Below are 19646 nucleotides of genomic sequence, written 5' to 3'. Positions count from 1 at the left end.
GGGAGGCTGCACAGCGGCTATCGCATGCGGGATGGACTGAATACAATTACAGCCATGTACGCCCCCCCGTCTCCCGAATCACCCGTTTCCGCCACGTCTTCGCCGCTGGACGCGCTCAACCCGGCGCAGCGCGAGGCGGTCTGCCATGCCGGTGCCAGCGGGCCGGCCGCTCCGCTGCTGGTGATTGCTGGCGCCGGTTCGGGCAAGACCAATACCCTGGCCCACCGTGTGGCGCACCTGATCGAGAACGGTGCCGATCCCGCACGCATCCTGTTGCTCACCTTTTCGCGCCGCGCCGCGGACGAGATGGGGCGGCGGGTGCGGCGCATCCTGGCCCAGGCCTGTGCCGGCCGGCCCGGCCTGGCACAGGCCGAGCTGCGCTGGTCCGGCACCTTCCACGCCATTGGCGCACGCCTGCTGCGCGACTACGCCGGCCGCATCGGGCTCGACCCCGGCTTCACCATCCACGACCGCGAGGACTCGGCGGACCTGATGAACCTGGTGCGCCACGAGGCGGGGCTGTCGACCACCCGGCAGCGCTTTCCGCAGAAGGGCACCTGCCTGGCGATCTACTCGGCGGTGGTCAATACCCGCGCGCCGCTGGCCGAGGTGCTGCAGGCGAGCTTCCCATGGTGTGCGGAGTGGGAGGACGAGCTCAAACGCCTGTTCCGGGCCTACGTCGAGGCCAAGCAGGCGCAACAGGTGCTCGATTACGACGATCTGCTGCTGTACTGGGCGCAGATGGTGGCCGAGCCGGCGCTCGGGGCCGAGATCGGCGGCCTGTTCGACCATGTGCTGGTCGACGAGTACCAGGACACCAACCACCTGCAGGCGGCGATTCTGATGGCGATGAAGCCCGATGGGCGTGGCCTGACCGTGGTCGGTGACGACGCGCAGTCCATCTACGCCTTCCGTGGCGCGACGGTGCGCAACATCCTCGACTTTCCGGCCGCCTTCGATCCGCCGGCGCACGTGGTGACGCTGGAGCAGAACTACCGTTCCACCAGGCCAATCCTGGAGGCGGCCAACGCGGTGATCGCGCTCGCCGCCGAGCGCTTCACCAAGAACCTGTGGTCGGAGCGCGAGTCCGCCCAGCGCCCACGCATCGTGGCAGTCAAGGACGACGCCGACCAGGCGACCTTCGTCGTCGATGGCGTGCTGGCGCGGCGCGAGGAGGGGCTCAAGCTCAAGCAGCAGGCGGTGCTGTTCCGCGCTTCGGCGCACAGCGCGCGGCTGGAAATGGAGCTCACCCGGCGCAACGTGCCCTTCGTGAAGTTCGGTGGGCTCAAGTTCCTCGAGGCCGCCCACATCAAGGACGTGCTTGCCGTGCTGCGCTGGGCCGAGAATCCGCGCGACCGCGTTTCGGGTTTTCGCGCCATCCAGCTGCTTGCCGGTGTCGGGCCCAAGACCGCCGGCCGCGTGCTCGACAATGTGTGTGCCGCTCCCGAGGGCTGCGCGCTGCTTGCCGAGCAGCCCGTGCCGGAGGCCGCGCGCGCCGGCTGGCTGGAATTTGCCGCGCTGATCGATTGCCTCGCAGGCAGAATGCCGCCCTCCGAATCTGCCGCCGCCGCTGTGGGAGCGGCGCGAGCCGCGAGCCTTTCGGCAACGCCGCCAGACCACACCGCCTTCGACCCCTCGCGGCTTGCGCCGCTCCTACGGGGGCGACCCGAGGGGGGTGTTGTAGGCGCGGCGCAAGCCGCGAGCCTTGCCGCCGGTCCGCAGTGGCCGGTGGATTTCGAGCTCGCCTGCCGCTGGTACGAGGCGCAGATGCCACGCCTGTACGACGACTTCGCGGTGCGCGTGCTCGACATCCAGCAGCTCGCCCGCATCGCCGCCACCAGCCCGAGCCGACAGCGTTTCCTCACCGAGCTCACGCTCGACCCGCCCAGCGCCACCAGCGGCGAAGCCGGCATGCCGCTGCTCGACGAGGACTACCTGATCCTGTCGACCATGCATTCGGCCAAGGGCCAGGAGTGGAACGCGGTGAGCGTGCTCAACGTGGTCGACGGCTGTATCCCGTCCGATGTTGCCACCCGCAACAGCGCCGAGATCGAGGAGGAGCGCCGCCTGCTCTACGTGGCGATGACGCGTGCCCGGGACAGCCTGGACCTGATCGTGCCGCAGCGTTTCTACGTCACCCAGCAGGCGGGCATGGGCGATCGCCATGTGTATGCCGGGCGCAGCCGTTTCATTCCCAACCGCCTGCTCGGGCACTTCGAGCAGCTGAGCTGGCCGCCCCCTCCGCCGCAGTTGCAGGGCTCGCCCGCCTCGCGCCAGGCGGCGGTCGACCTCGCGGCGAAGATGCGCGACATGTGGCGCTGAGCTGCGCGCAGAGGCGGGCCCCGGCCTGGCCTGGGGCGACGATGCTGCGCCGCCGCGTTGCGGTTGCGGCCGCGACACGGCATGCTCGATGTCCGTTTCATGCCCACGCCATCGTGCTTGCCGAGGAGAAGGAAAGATGACCAGCGCCCGCCACCCCATGGCCGCCTCTTTGCGTGCGTCCGATACCGGCAAGGTGGTGTCGGCGCGCGATGCGGTACGCCTGATCCGCAGCGGCGACACCGTGGCCACCGGGGGCTTCGTCGGCATTGGCTTCCCTGAGAGCATCGCGATTGCGCTCGAGCGCCGCTTCCTCGACAGCGCTGCGGGGGACGCTGTCGCGCCGCGTGACCTGACTCTGGTCTACGCTGCCGGCCAGGGCGATGGCAAGGAGCGCGGACTCAACCACCTCGGTCATGATGGCCTGGTGGCGCGCGTGATCGGCGGCCATTGGGGGCTGGTGCCCAAGCTGCAGGCGCTTGCAGTGGGCAACCGCATCGAGGCCTGGAACCTGCCGCAGGGGGTGATCTCGCATCTGTTCCGGGACATCGCTGCGGGCAAGCCGGGCACGCTCACCCGTGTCGGCCTGGGTACCTTCGTCGATCCGCGCTTCGGTGGCGGCAGGCTCAATGCGCGCACCACGGCCGAGCTCGTGCGGCTGATGGAGATCGACGGCGAGGAATACCTGTTCTACAAGGCCTTCCCGATCCACGTCGGCATCATCCGCGGCACCACCGCCGACCCCGACGGCAACCTGACGATGGAGAAGGAGGCGCTGACCCTGGAAGCGCGTGCGATCGCGATGGCGGCGCGCAATTCGGGCGGCATCGTCATCGCCCAGGTCGAGCGCATCGCCGAGCGCGGGTCGCTCAACCCGCGCCATGTGCAGGTGCCTGGGGTGCTGGTGGACTGCGTGGTGCTCGCCGAGCGGCCCGAGCACCACATGCAGACCTACAGCGAGCAGTACAACCCCGCCTTCTCCGGCGAGATCCGTGTGCCGATGTCGGCGATTGCGGCGATGGGCATGAGCGAGCGCAAGGTCATTGCTCGTCGCGCGGCGATGGAGATGCGGCCTGACGCCGTGGTGAACCTGGGCATCGGCATGCCCGAGGGGGTGGCCAACGTGGCCGCAGAGGAGAAGATCATCGACCTCCTCACCCTCACTGCAGAGCCCGGTGTGATCGGCGGCATTCCGGCCGGCGGGCTGTCCTTCGGCGCTGCCGTGAACACCCAGGCCATCATCGACCAGCCCAGCCAGTTCGATTTCTACCACGGTGGCGGCCTGGACATCGCCTTTCTCGGCCTGGCCCAGGCCGATCGCGAGGGCAACCTCAACGTTTCGCGCTTCGGGCCGCGCCTGGCTGGGGCGGGCGGCTTCATCAACATCTCGCAGAACGCCAAGAAGGTGGTCTTCGTCGGTACCTTCACCGCCGGCGAGTTGAAGGCGGTGGTCGACAAGGGGCGCTTGCGCATCCAGCAGGAGGGCGCCGCGCGCAAGTTCGTCGATGCGGTCGAGCATCGCACCTTCAGTGGGGTGCAGGCGGTGCGTTGGCAGCAGGAGGTGCTCTACGTCACCGAGCGCTGTGTGTTCCGCCTGTGCGCGGAGGGGCTTGAGTTGATCGAGATCGCACCCGGTGTCGATCTCGAGACCGACATCCTCGCCCAGATGGATTTCGTTCCGGTGATGCATCAGGCGCCGCGGCTGATGGATGCGCGCATCTTCCGTGACGAGCCGATGGGGCTGCGCCGCGACCTGCTCGAGCTCCCGCTCGAGCAGCGCCTGTCCTACGATGCCCAGGAGGGGCTGTTCTTCGTCAACTTCGAGGGCCTCGCGGTGCGCACGGAGGCCGATATCGCACGCATCGAGCAGGCGGTCGATGCTGCGCTCGCCAGCGTGGGCCATCGCGTCGATGCGATCGTCAACTACGACCGCTTTTCGATCGTGCCCGAGCTGGTCGACGACTACATCGAGATGGTCAAGCGCCTGGTCAAGCGCCACTACCGCGCGGTGACGCGCTACACGGCGAACAGCTTCATGCGCATGAAGCTTGGCCAGGCACTGGAGAAGCACGAGGTCGTACCGCACATATACGGCAGCGCCGAGGAGGCCCAGGGGCGCGTGCGCCCGCTGGCCTGACGGTCGGGTGTAGCGGTTCAGTCCTGCAGTGCGTCGTGCTCGCCGCAGTGCGCAAGAATGCGCGCGCGCACCGCATCGCGCAGCGCGAGCAGGTCGTGCCAGTCCTCGCCTGCCGGTTGCAGTGGCGCGCAGATGCGCACGCCCAGCCGCCCGCGCTGCGGCTGCCAACCGCCGCTGCGCAGTACGGCGCGCGTGCCCGCGAGTGCGACCGGCACCACTGGCAGGCCCTGGCGTGCAGCGACCTGGAAGGCGCCGAGGCGGAAGGCGCGCAACCCCTCCTCGGGCCCGAAGGTGCCTTCGGCAAAGAACAGCAGCGGCACGCCGGCTTCGGCATGTGTGGCGAGCGTGCGTGCATCTTCCAGGCTCTGCCGGGTGTCGAAGCGGTCGACGAATACGGTGCCCATGCGCTCGAGCAGGGTGCGCAGCAGCGGCTGGGCGCGCAACTCGGTCTTGGCGATGAAGCGCACCGGATGCGGCAGCGTGGCGGCGAGTACGAAGCCGTCGATGTAGCTGGCGTGGTTGGCGACCAGGATGCAGTTGCCCGCGGGCAGCTTGTCCAGGCCTTCGATCCGCAGCGGGCAGGCGCATAGCCAGCGGTAGAGGCGGGCGAGGCGGTGGGCGAGCGCCCAGCGCTGACCGAGCCCGGGCAGGCCGATGATGCCGATGGCTGCGAGGGTGGCCAGCGGCGCGAACCAGGCCCAGGCCCAGACGGCGTAGAGAACGCCTGGCAGCGCGCGTGCCCGCTTGCCGATGCGGCCGGCCAGGCTGGCGGCGTGCAGGCGCAGCACCTGCAGCCACGCCGCACGCACCGGCTCACCCAGGCGCCCGGCCAGCCAGGCCTCGCGCACCGCGGCGCGGCGGATCTTGCCACTGGAGGTCTTGAGGACCGCATGCGGGGGCGCGAGCACGATGGCGTCGGGGGCGAGGTCGAGTTGGGTCATCGCCGCGGCGACGATGCCGGCCTCGAGCGCCTGGCGTTCGGCTTGGTCCTCGAGCCGGGTTTCGGCTACCACCACCAGGCGCTCTTCGCCGCTGGTCGGGTCCGATACGCCGAACACGGCCACGCAGCCCTTGCGTACGCCCGGCAGGTCGCCGATTGCCTGCTCGAGGTCGTAGGGGTAGAGGTTGCGGCCGGCGCGGATGATGAGCTCCTTCGCCCGGCCAGTGATGTAGAGCTCGCCGTCGGCGAGGTAGGCATGGTCGCCAGTCACCAGCCAGCCGTCGTGGAACAGGGCGGCGCTCGCCGCCGGGTTGCGGTAATAGCCGGCGGTGGCTGAGGGGCCGCGGAACTCCAGTTCGCCGACATGGCGTTCGGGCAGCGGGCGGCCATCTGCGTCCACGATGCGCAGTTCGTGGCCGGGCAGCGGAGGGCCGCAGGACACCAGGCGCAACACCTCGCCATCGTCATCGTTTGTACCCGTTCCTGCCGCGCCGTCAGCTGCAAGCGCATGCCCCTCGCGGGTCAGCAGCGTGCGCTCGACGCGGTCGATACGTACGCCGCGGCCGGGGGGCGGTACGCACAGGCCGACCGAGCACTCGGCCAGGCCATACACCGGTGTCAGGCTGCCGGCGCTCAGACCATAGGGGGCAAAGGCGTGGGCGAAGCGTTCGAGCGTGTCGGGGTTGACCGGCTCGGCGCCGTTGGCCGCCAGCCGCCAGCTCGACAGGTCGAGGCCCGCCAGGTCGGTGCCGGCGAGGCGCTTGACGCACAGTTCATAGGCGAAGTTGGGTGCGGCGGTGACCGTCCCGCGGTAGTGGTGGATCGCCCACAGCCAGCGCTCGGGGCGGGCGAGGAAGTCGAGTGGCGACATCAGCACCAGCGTGCAGCCATGGTAGAGACTGCCGAGCCAGGTGCCGATCAGGCCCATGTCGTGGTACAGCGGCAGCCAGCTCACGCACACGTCGCGCGCCTCGACCTTGGCGGCCAGCCCCCAGGCGCGGATGTTGGCGAGCAGGTTGGCGTGGCTGAGCGCCACGCCCTTGGGGTCGCCGGTGGAACCCGAGGTGTACTGGATGAGCGCGAGTTCGCGTGCGCGCGCCGGATGGCGCGGCGCCGAGGCCATGGCGGGCGCGCTGGCGGCAGGGGACGCCGCCAGCGCTGCGGGCGTGGTGACATGCACAAGCTCGGGCGCCAGCCCGGCGAGGGCGCTGGCCAGGGGGCGCACACGGTCGAAGGTGATCAGCACAGGGGCCGCGCAGTTGCGCAGGATGCCGGCCTGGCGGCGCAGGTGCTCCTCGATCTGCGCCGGTCGTGCGGGCGGGTACATCGGCACCGGCACCGCGCCGGCGAACAGGATGCCGAAGAAGCTGCGGAAGAAGTCCAGCCCCGTCGGCAGCATCAGCGCGACACAGTCGCCCGGTTGCACGCCCAGGCCGCGCAGCGCGGCGGCGACCTTGCGCGCGCCGTTGGCGAGTTCGGCATGGCTCAGGGTCTCGACCTCGTCGTCGCCGGCCAGGAAGCGTACGTGGCAGCGCTCCGGGTGGCGGGCGAGATGCCAGTCGAGCACCTCGAGCAGGGTGGCCGCGCCTGAGGGCATTCCGGCCGAAGGTTCGCTGACTGGATCCGTGACGGTTGAGGTGGAGGCTGGCGCGTCCCCGGCTGCGCGCCGGGTGGCCTGGGACAGCGGCGAGCCTGCGGGCGCATCGGCGAGGGCGGCAAGCAGGTCGCGCGGCGTTTCGGCGCTGTCGAGCACCGTGGTTGGCAGGCGTACGCCGTAGTGGCGCTCGATGCGGGCCAGCAGCTCGACCCGGCTGAGACTGTCGAGCCCGAGGTCGCGGTCGAGCGCGCAGTCGAGCGTCGCCCTGCGCATTGCGCCGGGATGCAGCTCGCGGACCAGTGCGTCGACCAAGGCCAGCAGTTGCGCGGCATCGTGCGGGTCGGCCAGGTGAGGCGTGGGCATCGCGGGACTCCTCGTGCTTGCCAGGCAGATGACCAAGGTAACGCCGGGACACCGACTCGGCAAGCCATGAAGCTCCAACAGGAGGGCGCGCTGCGTTTGCTCCCGCCGTGGGAGCGGCGCGAGCCGCGAGGGGTTGAGGGCGATGTGGTGCGGGGGGCGACAAAAGGCTCGCGGCTGGCGCCCCTCCTACAGGGGAGCGCGCCGCGTTTGTTCCCGCCGTGGTAGCGGCTCGAGCCTTTACAATGCACGCCCGTTCGTTTGTCGTCCGTGCGCAGCGTTTGCGCCCAAACCATGACTGCAGCCCCCATCGAGACCCCTGTCGTGTCCGCGCCGGCCCGCGCCGCTGCGTCCGCATGCGCGGGTGTTGCTGCGGAAATCGCCCTGGTGCATGGCTGGGCGATGTCGCCACGGGTGTACGCTGCGCTCGAAGCCAGTCTGCATGGGCAGGTGGTGCGCACCCTGGCACTGCCGGGACATGAAGGGGCGCCTCCGGTCCGAGCCGCCAGGCTGGAGGATTGGGCGGATGCCCTCGCCGCAGGCCTTGCCGACGCTTCGGTGCTGGTGGGCTGGTCGCTCGGGGCGATGCTCGCGCTCGACATCGCCTGCCGCCATCCGCACAAGGTGTCGCGCCTCGTCCTGCTTGCCGGCACGGCGCGCTTCGTGGCAGACGACACGGGTTGGCCCGGGCTGCAGGCCGAAGTGGTCGACGCCTTTCAGCGCGACTACGCCTCGGCCCCTGCGGCAACACTGGCGCGCTTCCTGGCCTTGCAATGCATGGGCGAGCCACGACGCCGGGTGGTACAGCAGGCGCTGGCGCAGTGCCTCAGTCCGAGCGCGCAGGAGGGCCGCTGCGCTGGCCAGGCGGCCGACGGCGTGCTGCGCCCTGGCGCCGGCAGATCCGCCGCGCCGAGCCCATTCGAAGACGGCCTGGCGATCCTGGCCGCGGCCGACCTGCGTCCGCTGCTGGGCGGGATCCGTCAGCCGGTGCTGCTGCTGCACGGCGACCAGGACGCGCTGATGCCCGTGGCCGCGGCCTACAGGCTGGCGCAAGCCCTGCCGCAGGCGCGCCTGCAGGTGCTGGAGGGCAGCGGCCATGCGCTGCCGGTGTCGCGTGCGGCGGACTGCGCAGGCCACATCCTGGCCTTCGTCGGCGCAAGGGGGGACGCATGACGGCGACGATGAAGGGCGTCGATCACGCCCATGCGCATCGACGGCGCGACATCCGCGCAGCCTTCGAGCGCGCCGCGCACAGCTATGACCAGGCCGCGATGATCCAGCGCGAGATCTGCGCCCGGCTTGCCGCCTTTGGCGAGGGGCTCGTGCCGGGCGGGGGCGACGCGGACGGCTGGGTGCTCGATGCCGGCTGCGGTACCGGCTTCGGCGTGGAGAGCCTGCGGCGGCTGCGCCCGGGCGGGCGCATCGTCGGGCTCGACCTGGCCCCGGCCATGCTGGGGCGGGCGCACATGCGCGCAGGACGCGATGGCGGCTTCGAGCCGGTGTGCGCGGACCTCGAGCACTTGCCGCTTGCCGCTGCCAGCATCGACCTCCTTTGGTCCAGCCTGGCGGTGCAATGGTGCCGCCCAGGGCGCGTGTTCGAGGAACTGGGCCGGGTGCTGGCACCCGGTGGTATCGGCCTGGTTGCAACCCTGGGCCCCGACACGCTGTGGGAGTTGCGCGACGCCTTCGCCAGCGTCGACGATGCGCGCCATACCATCGATTTCCATACCGATGCGCAATGGGTGGAGGCGGCCCGCGCGGCGGGGCTCGAGGTCGAACGGCGCGAGCGTTGCGCCCTGCATGCGCGTGCCGCCGACCTGCGCGGCCTGCTGCGCGACATCAAGGCCATCGGTGCGGCGACCATCGACGGCGGCCGCCGCCGCACGCCGCTGGGGCGCCAGGCCTGGTTGGCGGTGAGCGCACGCTACGAGCGTCATCGACTCGCCGACGGCCTGCTGCCGGCCACCTACGACACCATACTGCTTGCCGTACGCAAGCCGGGCCTTGTGTCCGCCGAGCCTGGAGCGCCCCGAGATGAATGACCAGCTTGTGCTCGGCCTGCGCGACGTGGCTGCGCTTGGCCAGGTGTTCACCCCCAACGCCGTGGTGCGCGCCATGCTGGCGTTGCGCCGCCGGCGCGGCCGGGTGCTGGAGCCCTCCTGCGGCGATGGCGCCTTCCTGCGTCATCTGCCGGATGCGGTCGGCCTGGAGATCGACCCCGACCACTGTCCGCCGGGCGCTCAAGCGATCGACTTCTTCGCCTATCCCGAGCGCGAGCGCTTCGATGCCATCATCGGCAACCCGCCTTACGTGCGTTGCCAGGACATTCCGGCCGCCACCCAGGCGCTGATCGCACGCGGCCGCCATGGCCAGTGCCTGGATCGGCGCGCCAACCTCTATCTGTTCTTCATCGACAAGTGTCTGCGCCACCTCGAGCCGGGCGGCGAGCTGATCTTCATCACGCCGCGGGATTTCCTCAAGGCGACTTCGGCGGTCAAGCTCAACCGCCTGCTGTTCGAGGCCGGCAGCATCACCGACGCGATCGAGCTGGGTGATGCGCGCGTGTTCGCCGATGCGGTGCCGAACTGCCTGATCTGGCGTTTCGAGAAGGGCTGCACCAACCGGGAAACGCGTTATTGCGAGATCGGCGTCGGCGACGACGTCGACGCGGCGCTTGCCGCGCCGGCCTGGGAAACGCGCCACTTCATCGAATGCGCCGGCCACCTGATGTTCGCGCGTGGCGACTACCCGCTGCGCCTGGCGGACATCGCCTTCGTCAAGGTCGGTGCGGTATCGGGCGCGGACGAACTGTATGCCGACCCGGCGCATGGCAACCGCGATTTCGTGTGCTCATCCACGGTGAGCACGGGCCTCACCCGGCGCATGATCTGGAGTGAGCCGGGCGAAGCGCCGCCGACCGTGCTCCTGCCGCACAAGGCACGCCTGCTGCAGCGCAAGGTCACCCGCTTCGACGAGTCGAACTGGTGGATGTGGGGACGCATGCACCACCGCAGCGCGCAGCCGCGCGTGTATGTGAATGGCAAGACGCGGGTGGCGAAACCCTTCTTCACCCACCCCTGCACCGACTACGACGGCGCGGTGATGGCGATCTTCCCGCGCCGGCCGGATGTGGATATCGAGGCCTTCCGCGACGCGCTCAATGCGGTCGACTGGGCCGATCTCGGCTTCGTCTGCGATGGCCGTTTCCTGTTCACCCAGCGCAGCCTGGAGAACGCGCCGCTGCCGGGCAGCTTTGCGGCCTTTCTGCCAGTGGGCTGAGTGCGCGCGCCATCACAGGAACAGCGCGTCGACTGCAGCGGTTTCGCGCCGGCCGATGTCCGCGCCGTGTGCCTGCAGCCAGGCCTCGGCGCGGGCGCGGCCAAGGTCGCGCAGTTGCATGAGGAAGCCACTGGCCGCGTTGAGCTTGCTGGCCTTGCCGGCGTCACCCAGCTCGACCGCATCGATGAGGTGGAAGCGCTCGTCCATGAGCTTGCGCTCGAAGCGGCCGCGCAGCCACGCGGGCCCGCCGTCGGCGATGAAGCGGCGGGCATGGGCGACCATGCGCATCTCGCGCAGGAAGGTGGTGGAGAAGCCCAGCTCCATGCTGCGCGCAGCGATGTCGTCGGCGCTGCGCGGCGCGGCTTCGCGACGCAGCGGGTTGAGCAGCACGAGCAGGATGTCGGACGAGTGGCATTCGTAGAGCAGCGGATAGATCGCAGGGTTGGCGGTGAAGCCGCCGTCCCAGTATTGCTCGCCGTCGATTTCCACCGCGTGGTGCAGGGTCGGCAGGCAGGCGGAGGCGAGCAGCGCGGCCTCGCTGAGCTCGCCGGTGTGGAACAGCCTGACCTTGCCGGTGCGCACCGCGGTGGCAGCGATGAACAGCTTGAGCGGGCAGTCGCGGCGCAGGCGTTCGAAGTCGAACTGGGCGCGCACCACGTCGCGCAGGGGATTGAGCTCGAAGGGGTTGAGCTGGTAGGGCGAGAACATGCGCGTGAAGCCGAGCATCAGGCTCATCGGCGCGGGCAGGCTGCCGTCGCTCGCCGGATTGAGGCTGTGCAGCAGTTCGAGGTGGAAGGGCACGCTGTCGCCGACCGCTGACCAGAAAGCCGCCAGGCTGGCGCGTGCGCCCTGTGCACCGCCTTCGGTCCAGCCCTGGGCGAGGGCGACCGCATTCATCGCGCCCGCGCTGGTACCACTCACGCCCTCGATGCCGATGCCGTGCTCGAGCAGGCGGTCGAGCACGCCCCAGGTGTAGGCGCCATGGGCGCCACCGCCCTGCAGCGCGAGGTTGAGCGTTGGGGTACGTGCGGGGGTACGTGCGTCGTGGCGCTTTCCTGACCACGGCAGCTGGAACATGGCTGGGTCCTCCTCGTCTGGTGGGATGGGTGCAGTCCGCCAAGGTGCGCCATCCGGAAGGGATGTTGCAATGCACAAATGAGATTAACACGCAGCCATGAGCGCAAGTGTGTCGACGCCCAAGGGGTGCCAGGTCATCTCGTCTTCCGCCGACGTTCGAATGCGCCGCGCCCGGAAACCCTGGTGCTGATATGGAAATGGGTATACTCCCTGGGCTGTCGCCTGCCCTTGGTGCCTAAGCAGCGGTGGGCAGGTGGCCTGCCCGACATCCGAGAATGAAAGATACATGATGATGCTGGCTGTCGATGCGGATGAAGGCCGCAAGCCTGCGCTCCGGGAGGGGCGTGAAGGTGGGGGCGGCGACCCTGGCCTCGATGTGAGCCTGGCGACGCTCTTCGAGTGTCTGCCGGCCATGATCAGCTATTGGGATGCGGAGCAGCGCAATGTGTATGCGAACCGCGCCTACCTGGCCTGGCTTGGGCTCGGAGCGGCCGACCTGCGCGGCCGTCGGATCGTGGATCTCGCCCCCGCGGCGCTGTACGCGAGGATCCTGCCCTTGGTCGAACGCGCCTATCGGGGTGAGGCGCAGTCCGACGAGCAGGTCATCGAGTCGCCCGGCGGTGGTCGGCGCTACTGGGTGGTCAACTATGTTCCGGACCTGCGCAAGGGTGTCGTCGCGGGCATCGTCGTGATCCTGTGCGAGGTCTCGGCCCTCAAGGAGACCGAGCAGGCGCTGCGCGAGAGCGAGCGGCGTCTGAGGAGCATCCTGGGTGGGCAGACCGAGGCGATCTCGCGCCTGGGGGCAGACGGCCGCTTCCTGTTCGTCAACGATGCGTACTGCGCGCTGTCGGGGCGCGCGCGCGAGGAGCTGCTCGGCCAGCGCTGGCAGCCGGTGGCACATCCCGACGACGTTGCGCGGGTCGAAGCCTCCTTGCGCACCTTGTCGCCGAGCAATGATGTGGTGATCGAGGAGAACCGCGTCGTCTGCGGTAACGGCGAGTTGCGCTGGGTGCAGTTCATAAACCGTGGTTTCTTCGACGAACTGGGGGTCTTGCGCGAGATCCAGTGCGTCGGCCGCGACATCACGGCGCAGAAAGTGGCCGAGCTGGCGCTGCAGGAGGCCAATGCCAATCTCGAACGCAGGGTGGCCGAGCGTACCCGGCAGTTGCAGGAGCTTGCGGTGCAGATCACCCTGGCCGAGGAGAGCGAGCGCAAGGCGATCGCGCGCGACCTGCACGATGATCTCGGCCAGTTGCTGCATATCGCCCAGATGCGGCTGGACCAGGTGCAGCGCTCGGTCGGCGATGACGCGCTCGTTGCTGCCCTGGTGCAGGTAGGGGGGCTGATCCGTGATGCGAGCCGGCGGGTGCGCTCGATGACGGCACAGCTCAGTCCGCCGGTGCTGCGTACGCTGGGCCTGGTGTCGGCTCTGCACTGGCTGGCCGACGAGATGGGGCGCGAGTTCGGGCTCGATGTCGAGGTGGACGTCGAGCCTGTGGGCACGGATACGGACGGGGGCGAGGCCATCGCCCTGGGCGAGGCGCAGAGCCTGATCCTGTTCCGCGCGGTGCGCGAGCTGCTGCTCAACGTGCTCAAGCATGCGGGTACTTTCTGGGCGCAGGTCAGGGTCGAGCATACGGCGCATTTCTTGCTCATCACGGTGCGTGACGAAGGGCGGGGGATCGAGGACCTTGCCGCCGCGCTCGACCAGCGCGAGCGCTTCGGGCTGGCCAGCCTGCAGGAGCGCATCGGTTATCTCCATGGAACGGTCGTCATCGACTCGGCACCCGGGCGAGGGACCTCAGTGCGGCTGCAGGTGCCGCTTGGCAGCAGTCGTGGCTCGGGGAGGCGACGATGAGCATCAGGGTCATGCTCGGCGACGACCATCGGATCTTCATCGAGGCCCTCGCCGGCATCCTGTCGGACGAGCCCGACATCGTGGTGGTGTCCTGCGTCGGCAGTGCGGCCGAGATCTTCGCCGAGATCGGGCGCGTGCGCCCGGATGTACTCATCCTCGATGTCGGCCTGCCCGACGAGAATGGCATCGAGGTCATGCAGCGCTTGCGACGCGAGCATGCAGGCGCGCGCGTGCTGGCACTCTCGGGCTATGCCGATCGAACCTTCGTCGAGGAGATGCTCAAGGCCGGCGCCTCTGGCTATGTGGTCAAGACGGCCAGCACCCAGGAGCTGATCAACGGCGTGCGCGCGGTCGCCGAAGGCAAGCACTTCCTGTGCGCGGAGGCAACCGCGCGCATGCTGAACCGTTTTCTGCCGCGTGCGGACAGCTGCCCGCCGGTCAGCCTGTTGAGCCAGCGCGAGCGCGAGGTGCTGGTGCTGCTGGCCAATGGCAAGCGTGCGGCGGAGATGGCAGCCGAGATGGGGATCACCGTGTCGACGGTGGAGGTCCATCGGCGCCACCTGAAGGACAAGCTCGGCCTGCGCACGTCGGCCGACCTCACGCGCTATGCGATCCGTGAGGGCCTGGTTGCGCCCTGAGGGCGATGTACGCATTTCTTGGTAGCGGGGTCATCGTTGCTGTGAATGGAACGGAATGCGCAATTCCGTAACATCGGTTGCTACGCGCGTCATGCCATTTCGAATGCACGCCGCAGCCGCCGCAAGGGACCCAGCCCATGAGCTTTGCCACGATGACCCTGAGAACACGCCTCGTCCTGGCCTTGCTGGCCGTGGTGGCGGGCTTTGTTTCCATCGGCCTGGTCGCCCTCTTCGACCTCCGTACCAGCATGGAAGAAGACCGCCGCGAACGTGTCCGCGCGGTGACGGACAGTGCGATGGCAACCCTGAGCTATTTTCACTCGCTCCAGGCGGCAGGCGCCCTCGGCGAGGACGATGCCAAGCGCCAGGCGCTGGCCTCGCTGCGTGCCTTGCGTTTCGACGGCGACAACTACGTTTTCGTGGTCGATACCCGGTACGAGTTCAAGCTCAACCCGGCCAGGCCCGACATCGAGGGGACATCAGGGCGCGAACTGCGCGACCCGGGAGGCCGCGCCTTCGTGGTGGAGATGGTGGATGTGGCCTCGGGCAGTGCGCAAGGCGGCTTCGTCGACTACGTGTGGAACAAGCCGGGCGCTACCGCCCCGGTTGGCAAGGTGTCCTATGCGCGTCTGTTTGCGCCGTGGCAATGGGTCATCGGCGCAGGTGTGTACCAGGACGACGTCGCACAGGCGTTCCAGGACCAGGCGGTGAAGATCGGGCTGATTGGATTGCCCATCGTGCTTGCCATCGTTGCCATTTTTGGCCTCATCAGCCGCAGCATCTTTGGCCAGCTGGGCGGTGAGCCCGCGGCGGCGGTGTCCGTCGTGCAGCAGATCGCGCGTGGCGACCTGAGCGCGGCGGTTGCTCGGCCCGGCATGCGGGCCGGCAGCATGCTGCATGCCGTCGATGAGATGCGCGACAAGCTCGTGGGCATGCTCAGGGACATGACGCGCATGGCCCAAGCGCTCGATGGCCGTGCGCAACAGATTGCCAGCGCGGCTGGCCAGGTCGCAGCGGCGAGCGGGGATCAGGCGCAGGCCACGAGCACGACTGCGGCCGCACTGCAGCAGGTGACGGCGAGCATTGGCGCCGTGTCCGGGATTGCGGCGACCACCGAGCGGCACGCGGTTGGAACGGCCGAGCGTGCGGGTGAAGGGACTGCGGCGGTGATGCATGCGTCGGCCGAGGTGGAAAAGGTCGAGCGCCTGATTGCCTCGTCGGCCCAGAAGGTCGAGGGCCTCAAGGTACGCTCCGGCGAGATCGGCAGTGTCGCCGTCGTGATCAAGGAAATTGCCGAGCAGACCAACCTGCTCGCGCTCAACGCGGCGATCGAGGCCGCCCGCGCAGGCGAGCAGGGGCGTGGCTTTGCAGTGGTGGCCGATGAGGTGCGAAAGCTTGCGGAGCGGACCGCCGAGGCCACCACCCGCATCAGCCGGACGGTCGAAGCGGTGCAGCAGGAAACCGAGACCGTGGTCGTCACGATGCACGAGACGGTGCCGCAGGTGCAGGCGAGCCTCGTCAAGGTACGGGAAGGTGCCGGCATCCTGCAGACCATCCGCGGGCAGGCCGAGGACTCCCTCGCCAAGGCGCGCGATGTGGCGCTTGCGACGCGGGAGCAGGGTACGGCCGCCAACGAGATCGCGGCCAATGTCGAGCGTATCGCGGGCATGGCCGAGGAGGTGAGCCTCACCATGAGTGGCAATGCCGACGCGGCCCGAGAGATGCAGGACATGGCCGTTGAGCTGATGCGGTCGGTGCGCCGTTTCAGCCTGCCTTGAGTACGAGCGCATGCAGCCGGGGCTCGGTGGGTCGGTGATGAAGCTGCTGCTGGTGGCGCCGCAGGGGGGCGTGCGGGCGCAGCTCGTGGACATGCTGGATGAATTCTGCGGTGAGCTGTACGTCGTTGATCATGACGATGAAGCCTTGGCTGGCCTGCTGCCGGCGACGGCGGTGGGGCGGGCCAGACAGGGCGCTGTGTCCGCGCGCCACGGCACATTCAGCCTCGAGCGCTGCGATCTGGTGCTGCTGTGCCTGGATGGATCAGGACTCGAGGGCGGACGCGCGCTGATCGAAGGTTTCCACGCGGCCGGCGGCGGCAATGCACCAGCCATCCTTGCCGTCGTCGGCGGGGAGGATCTGGCCGATCGCGCTGCCTTGTTCCGCTGCGGGGTGGATGACTACGTTGCCGCGCCGCTGGTCCGGGAAGAGCTTCTCGCGCGCATCTTCAACCTGGTCGGCAGGCATCGTTCGTTCGACGATGCGCGGCGTGCCAGGCGCCAGGATTTCGATCGCGTCCTGCTGCAACTGGCACGCAGCGTCCTCCCGGGCAGTGGCCGCCTGCAACAGGCGCTGGAAGAGATTGCCGGCCAGTCGGCGCGGGTGCTCGACGCGAAGGCTTCGATCTGGCTGCTCGATGCGGCGGGCCAGCTGCGTTGCGTGGCGCACGGCGGCACGGACGGCGAGAAGGCTTGCGAGTGTGCTTGCCCTGTGCTCGCCGACGTCGATTTCCCGGCGTACTTCGCGGCCTTGAGAGGCAGTCGCGTGTTGAGCGTGAACGATGCGGCCGTGCACCCGGCGACGCGGGAGCTGTCGCGGGCGCATCTTGCCGCGCGCGACATCGTATCCCTGCTCGATACGCCGATCCGCCAGGGTGACCGCCTGCTGGGTGTGGTATGCCATGAGCAACTTCACTTGCCGCGGGTGTGGACGGTTGATGAGGAGGCGTTTGCGGCTGGTGTGGGCGAGCAGGTGGCGCGTGTGCTTGCGGCGCATGAGCACTGGTGCGCGAACCAGGAGTTGCATCTTGCCAAGCGCGTGATGCAGCTCGCCCCGGTGTCGATCATGATCACCGACGCACAGCGAACGATCGTGTTCGTGAACGAAGCATTCGAGCAGATGAGCGGCTATCTTGCCCACGAGGTCATGGGGCAGTCGCCGCGGATCCTGTCTTCGGGGATGCATGGCCCCGACTTCTACGAGGCGATGTGGCAGAGCATCGACCGCACCGGCTTCTGGCAAGGCGAGATCTGGGACCGGCGCAAGAGCGGGGAGCGCTACCCGAAGAGCCTGATGATCAAGCGCCTCGCGAATGGCCATGGCGAAACCTCCCATTACGTAGGCCTTGCCTTGGACGTTTCGGTGGAGCGTGCCCAGCAGAGCCAGATCGAGTTCCTCGCCTACCACGACAGCCTCACCGGCCTCGCCAACCGCAGCTTGTTTGCCGACCGCCTGCGCCAGGCGGTGGCACGCGCCGAGCGCAACGGATCGCGGGTGGCAGTGCTCTACCTGGACGTCGATCGCTTCAAGGTCATCAACGACTCCTTCGGCCATGAAGCGGGCGACCGCATGCTCAAGGAGGTCGCGCAGCGCATCCACGCGTCGATCAGGGATGGCGACACGCTGTGCCGGCAGGGTGGCGATGAGTTTCTCGTCATCGTCGATGACGTGGTTGATGTCGACAGCCTGTCGTGCGTTGCACGCCGCATCCTAGATACGGTGAGCCTGAGCTTCGAGCATGAGGGGCGGGACTTTTCTCCGACGCTGTCGATGGGGATCTCGATCTTTCCGGACGATGCCCGTGACGAGTCCGAACTGGTCAAGAATGCCGACATGGCCATGTACCAGGCCAAGGACAGCGGACGCAACCGTTACCAGTTCTTCACCGCCGAACTCAATCGCATCACGCGCCGCAAGGCCGAGATCGAGAGCAGCCTGCGCAGCGCGCTGGCAGTGAAGCAGGGCCTGTTCATGGTCTACCAGCCCAAGATCGCACTGGAGTCGGGCGCCTTGATCGGCTACGAGGCGCTGGTGCGCTGGTCGCCCTCGGCGGGGACGTTGGTGCCACCAGCGCTGTTCATCGAGATCGCCGAAGAGTCGCACCAGATCGTGGCGCTGGGCGATTGGATCATCGACATGGTGCTCGACCAGGTTGCGCACTGGCAGCGTGGGGGCTGCACGGTGCCGCCGGTCGCCATCAACGTGTCGCCCGTTCAGCTCAGGTATCCGGGCCTGGTGGAGCGCCTGGCCCATGCGTGTGATCGGGCCGGCGTCGACAGGCGGCTGATCGAGATCGAGATCACCGAGAGCGTTTTCGTCGGCGACATCGACGCCGCGCGCGGGCTGCTGCAGCAGGTCAAGGCTGCAGGGTTCAAGTTGACGCTGGACGATTTCGGCACCGGCTATTCCAGCTTCAGCTATATCGCGATGCTGCCCTTCGATGCGATCAAGGTCGATCGCTCCTTCGTCTCCAGGTTGGGCGAGAACCTCAAGGCCGCGTCGGTTCTCAAGGCGGTGATTGCACTTGCCAAGGAGCTTGGCCTCGAGCTGGTTGCCGAGGGCGTCGAGACCGAGGCTCAGGCAGCGTGGTTGCGCACTGCCGGGGCGGAGGTCGCGCAGGGGTACCACTTCGGCATCCCGGCCAAGGCAGCGGACCTGATCCTCTAGCCCCGCTGCCTGCGCCCGTGCGGCGCGAGACTCAGCCCTTTTCGCCCTTGGCCGCCAGATAGATCCCCACCAGCAGCAGGCTGAAGCCGACGAATTGCAGTGGCGCGAAGCCCTCGCCGAAGATGATGAAGGCCATCAGTGCGCTGCCGACCGGTTCGCCGAGCGTGACCACGGCGACGAAAGTGGCGGACACGTAGCGCAGCGACCAGTTGTAGGCGGTGTGGCCGAGCAGTTGCGGGCCGAGCGCCATCGCCAGCAGCACCAGCCAGGCGGTACCCGAGAGCGCGAACAGCTCGACCCCGCCTGCGCCGCTGGCCGCAAACAGGAACAGCGCTGCGGCGCCGTAGGCGAGCCAGATGTAGGCCGGCAGCCCGAGCCCGGCGCGCAGCCGGCGGCCGATCAGCAGGTAGGCGGAGAAGCACCAGCTGCCGACCAGCGCCAGCAGGTTGCCGAACATGGGGTCGCTGCCGGCCCCCGCGTTCTGGCTGTCGCTCCAGAAGATGAACAGGCTGCCGGCAAAGGACAGCGCGATGCCGCCGATCATCATGCGCGTAGGCGTCTCGCGGAAGATCAGGAAAGAGGCCAGGCCGATCCACAGCGGGTTGGTGGTGACGAGCGCGGTGCTGGATGCGACCGAGGTGTATTCCAGCGAGCTGATCCAGGTGGCGAAATGCAGGGCGAGGAAAAAGCCCGCCGCCAGCGCCATGCCGATCTGCCGGCGGGTGAGCCGCGCCAGTTCGCGGCGCGACTGCATGAGCGCGACCGGCGTGATGATCAATGCGGCGAGCCCGAGTCGCCAGGTCGCCACGGTGAGCGAGCTCACCCCTTCGGCCTGCGCCAGGCGGGCGAAGATGGCGCCGAAGGAGATCGCGGTGAGGCCAATGCCGAGGACGACGAAGGGGAGCCAGCGAGCGGGTTGGGTTGTTTGGGACATCGAGCTTGGGGCGTCGTTGGGGGTGTTGCGCCTGAGGGGCGGAGTGCCCGGCCTTGCGCTGGTC

General features: G+C 68.7%; 12 protein-coding genes. 9 read left to right on the top strand and 3 right to left on the bottom strand.

The window, feature by feature from the left end; genetic code table 11:
- Positions 1 to 54: 54 nt before the first annotated feature.
- On the top strand, positions 55 to 2322 hold the full coding sequence (locus P7F68_RS06680; protein WP_277831723.1) for an ATP-dependent helicase: 2268 nt from the start codon (positions 55 to 57) through the stop codon (positions 2320 to 2322).
- A 136-nt stretch (positions 2323 to 2458) separates the two neighbouring features.
- The gene (locus tag P7F68_RS06675) at positions 2459 to 4456 is read left to right on the top strand and encodes an acyl CoA:acetate/3-ketoacid CoA transferase (RefSeq protein WP_277831721.1); all 1998 of its coding nucleotides are present in this window, start codon (positions 2459 to 2461) and stop codon (positions 4454 to 4456) included.
- 17 nt (positions 4457 to 4473) lie between these two features.
- On the opposite strand, the gene P7F68_RS06670 is transcribed toward P7F68_RS06675, so the two are convergent.
- Positions 4474 to 7356 (bottom strand): AMP-binding protein, encoded by a 2883-nt coding sequence (locus P7F68_RS06670; RefSeq protein WP_277831719.1) that lies wholly within the window; start codon positions 7354 to 7356, stop codon positions 4474 to 4476.
- A gap of 291 nt (positions 7357 to 7647) precedes the next feature.
- Here P7F68_RS06670 and P7F68_RS06665 point away from each other — a divergent pair, with 291 nt between their 5' ends.
- From P7F68_RS06665 to P7F68_RS06655, 3 genes are read left to right on the top strand one after another with little or no spacing between them, the layout of a single operon-like run.
- The gene (locus tag P7F68_RS06665; RefSeq protein ID WP_277831717.1) at positions 7648 to 8526 is read left to right on the top strand and encodes an alpha/beta fold hydrolase; all 879 of its coding nucleotides are present in this window, start codon (positions 7648 to 7650) and stop codon (positions 8524 to 8526) included.
- Positions 8523 to 9395 (top strand): methyltransferase domain-containing protein, encoded by an 873-nt coding sequence (locus P7F68_RS06660; RefSeq protein WP_277831715.1) that lies wholly within the window; start codon positions 8523 to 8525, stop codon positions 9393 to 9395. Before P7F68_RS06665 ends, P7F68_RS06660 begins: the two co-directional genes overlap by 4 nt.
- The gene (locus P7F68_RS06655) at positions 9388 to 10632 is read left to right on the top strand and encodes a class I SAM-dependent methyltransferase (protein WP_277831713.1); all 1245 of its coding nucleotides are present in this window, start codon (positions 9388 to 9390) and stop codon (positions 10630 to 10632) included. Before P7F68_RS06660 ends, P7F68_RS06655 begins: the two co-directional genes overlap by 8 nt.
- Before the next feature lie 12 nt (positions 10633 to 10644).
- Here the strand turns inward: P7F68_RS06655 and P7F68_RS06650 are convergent, their stop codons facing one another.
- Complete coding sequence (locus P7F68_RS06650; RefSeq protein WP_277831711.1) at positions 10645 to 11709, bottom strand: patatin-like phospholipase family protein; 1065 nt, start codon at positions 11707 to 11709, stop codon at positions 10645 to 10647.
- 286 nt (positions 11710 to 11995) lie between these two features.
- Between P7F68_RS06650 and P7F68_RS06645 the strand changes: the two genes are divergently transcribed.
- From P7F68_RS06645 to P7F68_RS06630, 4 genes are all read left to right on the top strand, one after another.
- Positions 11996 to 13567 (top strand): PAS domain-containing sensor histidine kinase, encoded by a 1572-nt coding sequence (locus P7F68_RS06645; protein ID WP_277831709.1) that lies wholly within the window; start codon positions 11996 to 11998, stop codon positions 13565 to 13567.
- A complete protein-coding gene (locus P7F68_RS06640; protein ID WP_002938049.1) occupies positions 13564 to 14205 on the top strand; it encodes a response regulator in 642 nt (213 codons plus the stop codon). Before P7F68_RS06645 ends, P7F68_RS06640 begins: the two co-directional genes overlap by 4 nt.
- Positions 14206 to 14342: 137 nt before the next feature.
- The gene (locus tag P7F68_RS06635) at positions 14343 to 15983 is read left to right on the top strand and encodes a methyl-accepting chemotaxis protein (protein ID WP_277831706.1); all 1641 of its coding nucleotides are present in this window, start codon (positions 14343 to 14345) and stop codon (positions 15981 to 15983) included.
- 10 nt (positions 15984 to 15993) lie between these two features.
- The gene (locus tag P7F68_RS06630; RefSeq protein WP_277831704.1) at positions 15994 to 18648 is read left to right on the top strand and encodes an EAL domain-containing protein; all 2655 of its coding nucleotides are present in this window, start codon (positions 15994 to 15996) and stop codon (positions 18646 to 18648) included.
- A 31-nt stretch (positions 18649 to 18679) separates the two neighbouring features.
- On the opposite strand, the gene P7F68_RS06625 is transcribed toward P7F68_RS06630, so the two are convergent.
- Complete coding sequence (locus tag P7F68_RS06625; RefSeq protein WP_002931199.1) at positions 18680 to 19582, bottom strand: DMT family transporter; 903 nt, start codon at positions 19580 to 19582, stop codon at positions 18680 to 18682.
- Positions 19583 to 19646: the final 64 nt, after the last annotated feature.

The sequence above is a fragment of the Thauera mechernichensis genome, from assembly GCF_029588855.1.
Taxonomy (GTDB): domain Bacteria; phylum Pseudomonadota; class Gammaproteobacteria; order Burkholderiales; family Rhodocyclaceae; genus Thauera; species Thauera mechernichensis.
The sequence above is the reverse complement of the archived record's forward strand: the minus strand, read 5'-3'. Positions and strand labels throughout refer to the sequence as shown.